The organism is Streptomyces spongiae, from assembly GCF_009377185.1.
Classification (GTDB): domain Bacteria; phylum Actinomycetota; class Actinomycetes; order Streptomycetales; family Streptomycetaceae; genus Streptomyces; species Streptomyces spongiae.
Genome location: NZ_VJZC01000776.1, coordinates 1 through 3,919 on the forward strand (window position 1 = coordinate 1; position 3,919 = coordinate 3,919).

Annotated in this window: 2 protein-coding genes, 1 tRNA gene and 2 pseudogenes; 4 read left to right on the forward strand and 1 reads right to left on the reverse strand. The window is 68.7% G+C overall.

The genetic code is table 11. The features are described 5' to 3' along the window. From FNH08_RS46515 to FNH08_RS46535, 4 genes and pseudogenes are all read left to right on the forward strand, one after another. A pseudogene (locus tag FNH08_RS46515) lies at nucleotides 1-406 on the forward strand (bifunctional DNA primase/polymerase); the annotation flags it as partial. 355 nt (nucleotides 407-761) lie between these two features. Beyond that, nucleotides 762-2,027: a DUF3631 domain-containing protein gene (locus FNH08_RS46525; protein WP_152777820.1), complete on the forward strand. Its 1,266-nt coding sequence runs from the start codon at nucleotides 762-764 to the stop codon at nucleotides 2,025-2,027. 176 nt (nucleotides 2,028-2,203) lie between these two features. Then, nucleotides 2,204-2,398: pseudogene (locus tag FNH08_RS46530) on the forward strand (helix-turn-helix domain-containing protein); the annotation flags it as partial. A 41-nt stretch (nucleotides 2,399-2,439) separates the two neighbouring features. Then, nucleotides 2,440-3,723: a tyrosine-type recombinase/integrase gene (locus FNH08_RS46535; protein WP_322726543.1), complete on the forward strand. Its 1,284-nt coding sequence runs from the start codon at nucleotides 2,440-2,442 to the stop codon at nucleotides 3,721-3,723. Between the two features lie 66 nt (nucleotides 3,724-3,789). Here the strand turns inward: FNH08_RS46535 and FNH08_RS46540 are convergent. Then, a tRNA-Ser gene (locus FNH08_RS46540) sits at nucleotides 3,790-3,874 on the reverse strand. Nucleotides 3,875-3,919: the final 45 nt, after the last annotated feature.

The window sequence follows — 3,919 nt, forward strand, 5'->3', positions numbered from 1 at the left end:
CGGCAGCATCATCGACGGCGCCACCTACGAGGTGACCCACCCGGCACCGGTCGCGTCCCTGCCCGACTGGCTGTTGCAGCACCTCACCAGCCCGCCCACGCCCGACCGGGCGCCCGCCCCGCTGCTCATCCCCGGACAGGCCACCCGGCGCGCCGAAGCCGCCCTGACACGGGAGACAGACGCCGTGGCCAAGACGACCGAGGGCGGGCGCAACAACCGGCTGTTGGTGGGCGCCCGCGCCCTGGGCCGGTTCGTCGCATGGGGCGAGATCCCCCGAGACGTGGTCGAGGAGGCTTTTCAGGGGGCGGGCGAGGCGGCCGGACTGCCGGCGGCCGAGTGCCGCACGACGATCCGCAGTGCTCTGGACTGGTCGATCCGCACCTGCCGGCCGAGGGAGGCCGCGTGAGCCCCCGCCCCGCCCCTGAAAAGCCCACGTCCGTCACGCCTGGCCGTACGCGCCCGTCTGAGGGTGGCCCCGGATCGGGCCGTGGCACGAAGGACGACGGCCGCCAGGCCGTCCTTTCCGCCCTTCCCACCGGTCGGCAGGCAACCGCCCCGCCCCGCGGTGACGGCCGCTTCCCCGTGGCGTGGCTGCACATCCGCGCCCCCCGAGGCGCTACTCCCACGGCCACTTCGAAGTGCCTGTGTGGCCGGGACCGCAGCGCGGTTGGCCACCGCAAGGTTCTGGCCCTGGTCACCGACCACGAAGCCCACCGCGACACCTGCCCGCTCCGCACCACCCAGGAAAGGAGGAACGCCGCATGACCAGCACCACCGCGCCCACGCCGTCCATCGACGGAGCGGCCCTGCTCGACGAGGTCGAAGCGTTCCACCGCCGCTTCAACGTCTTCCCCACCGAGCACGCGTACACCGCCGTCGCCCTGTGGGACGCACACGCCCACCTGATCGACGCACTCGACGGCACTGCCCGCATCGCCTTCCTCAGCCCCGAACCGGGATCGGGGAAGTCCCGCGCGCTGGAGATCATCGAGACGCTCACCCCGCGCGCGGCGACCACCGTCAACGCATCCGCCAACGCCCTGTTCCGGCTGGTAGCGGCCGATGCGGGAACACCGACGCTCCTGTTCGACGAGATCGACACCGTGTTCGGACCCAAGGCCGGCGGGAACGAAGAGGTCCGCGGGTTCCTCAACTCCGGCTACCGGCGCGGCGCCAAGTCCCTGCGCTGCGTCGGAGAGGGCTCCGACCAGAAAGCAGGCTGGTTCGACTCGTTCTGCGCGGTCGCCATGGCGGGACTCGGATCGCTGCCCGACACGATCCTGACCAGGTCCGTCATCATCCGCATGCGGAAGAAGGCGCCCAACGAGAAGTGTGAGCCCTACCGGCGGCGCGTCCACGAGAAGCAGGGCCACATCCTGCGTGACCGGCTCGCGGAGTGGACCGCCACCATCCACGACCAGATCGCGGACGCATGGCCGGAGATGCCCGAGGGCGTCACCGACCGGCCGGCCGACGTGTGGGAACCCTTGCTCGCGGTCGCAGACGCGGCCGGCGGGCACTGGCCCAAGCGGGCCCGCGCCGCCTGCACCGCGCTCATCAAGGCCGCTTCGCAGGGCGATGAGGCATCCCTGGGGGTACGCCTGCTGACGGACCTACGCGACAAGGTGTTCTGCGGCTCCGACCGCATGCCCACCGCCGCCATCCTCGAAGTCCTCCTGAACCTCGATGACGCCCCATGGGCCGACCTGAGCGACGACGGACAGAGCATCAAGCCACTCACCGCACGCGCCCTGTCCAAGCTCCTGAGCCAGTACGTGCGTCCCGACAACAGCCCCATCAAGCCCCGTGGCATTCGGGTGGGCAGCGGCACCCCGAAGGGCTACTACGCGGAAGACCTAGCGGACGCCTGGAACCGCTACTGCCCCCCTCACCCTGAGAAATCCGCAACATCCGCCACAGCCGCAACATCGCAGGTCAACGAGGGTGAATCTGTGGCGGAAGCCCCCTCCGAGAGCCGCCACATGTCCGCGGAAACCGACACACGCCAACTCCGCATCGCTGGCTGACCAGCCATGCCCGAAGGTCCCGCCGCGCCGCCCCGCGCGGCGGGATCTATCCGCAACAGAAACGGCATCCGCCACAGATTCAAGCCGCTGACCAGCAATGTTGCGGCGTGGCGGATGTTGCGGATTCCCGGAAGGGGCTTGCCCCCACAGTCGTACGACGAAGGAGAGTCCTCCGCATGGACACGGCCCAACTCGCCGATTCCATAGACACCACCCTCGTTCTGCTGACCGTCGAGGAAGCCGCCCGTCGCCTCCGGATCGGCCGCACCACGTGCTACGGGCTCATCCGCTCTGGAGAGCTGGAGTCCATCGACATCGGCCGTCTCCGCCGCGTCCCCGCCGACGCGCCGGCCGCGTATCTCGCCCGCCGTCTCGGTTTCCGTCCTGACAGGGAGAAAACAGGAGCCTGCCTGTGGCAGAGAAGAAGAAGGGCACCCGCCGCGCCAACGGCGAATCCGCGATCTACTTCGGGGCGGACGGCCGTTGGCACGCCCGTGTGCCAATGGGCTACAAGGACAACGGGGAGCCCTACCGTCGACACCTGACGCGCAAGACGCGCGATGACCTGGTTGAAGAAGTCAAAAAGCTGGAGAAGCAGCGCGACGGGGGGTCGGCCCAACAGCCGGGCAAGGCATGGACGGTTGAAAAGTGGCTCTGGCACTGGGTTGAGAACATCGCCAAGCCGACCGTCAGCGAGAACACGTACGACGGCTACGAGGTAGCCGTTCGCGTCCACCTTGCGCCCGGTGTCGGCAAGCACCGCCTTGACCGCTTGCAGCCTGAGCACCTGGAAAGCCTGTACCGCCGGATGCAGGCGAACGGGGAGCGCAAGGCCGGTACGGCTCACCAGGCTCACCGCACCGCCCGCACGGCGCTGGGGGAGGCGGTACGGCGCGGCTACGCGGCCAAGAACGCCGCCGCGTTGGCGAAGCCACCCCGGATGGAAGAGGACGAATCCGAGGTTGAGCCCTACTCGGTGGAAGAGGTTCAGTGCCTGTTGCTGGAAGCCAACAAGCGCAGGAACAGCGCTCGCTGGATGCTGGCGCTGGCGCTCGGACTGAGACAGGGCGAGACGCTCGGACTGCGCTGGTCTGACGTCGACCTGGGCAATGAGTACCTCAAGCTGCGCCGGAACCGTCTGCGTCCCAGGTACGAGCACGGGTGCCCGGAAGCCTCACCGTGCGGCCGGAAGGCGGGGTACTGCCCGGACAAGGTGCAGGTCCGGCGTGAGACCAAGAACACCAAGTCCCGGGCGGGCCGTCGCGCTGTGCCCCTGCCGGGACCGCTGGTCGCCATGCTCCGGGCCCACGCCGAGACACAAGAGCGCGAGCGCAAGGCGGCCGGCAACCTGTGGGTCGAGTCGGACTACGTGTTCACCAAGCCGCTGGGTGGCCCGCTGAGCCCGAACACGGACTATCACGACTGGAAGCGACTGCTGGAAGACGCGGGGGTTCGGAACGCTCGGCTTCACGACGCCCGGCACACGGCCGCCACCGTGCTCATGCTGCTCGGTGTCCCGGATCGCGTCATTGATCAGATCATGGGGTGGGAGCCGGGCACCTCCGCGAGCATGCGGGCGCGGTACCTGCATGTGCCGGACGCCATGCTCAAGGACGTGGCCCGGAAGATCGCGGATGCGATCTGGGGACCCCCGGAAACGTCCCCTGTGGACAAAAACCAGGACAACGAGCGCTGAGGACAACAACGAAGGGGCCCGCTGAAGATCAGCGGGCCCCTTCGTTTCGCCTGTTCAGGCAAGGTGCGGAGGATACGAGATTCGAACTCGTGAGGGGTTGCCCCCAACACGCTTTCCAAGCGTGCGCCCTAGGCCTCTAGGCGAATCCTCCGCCGGAAACATTACATGACGGCGGGGAGTGCTTGCGAACTCGTTC

Bases quoted from the DNA above. Each gene is read 5' to 3' on its own strand.
- FNH08_RS46525 (WP_152777820.1), top strand. From the start codon at position 762: ATGACCAGCACCACCGCGCCCACGCCGTCCATCGACGGAGCGGCCCTG.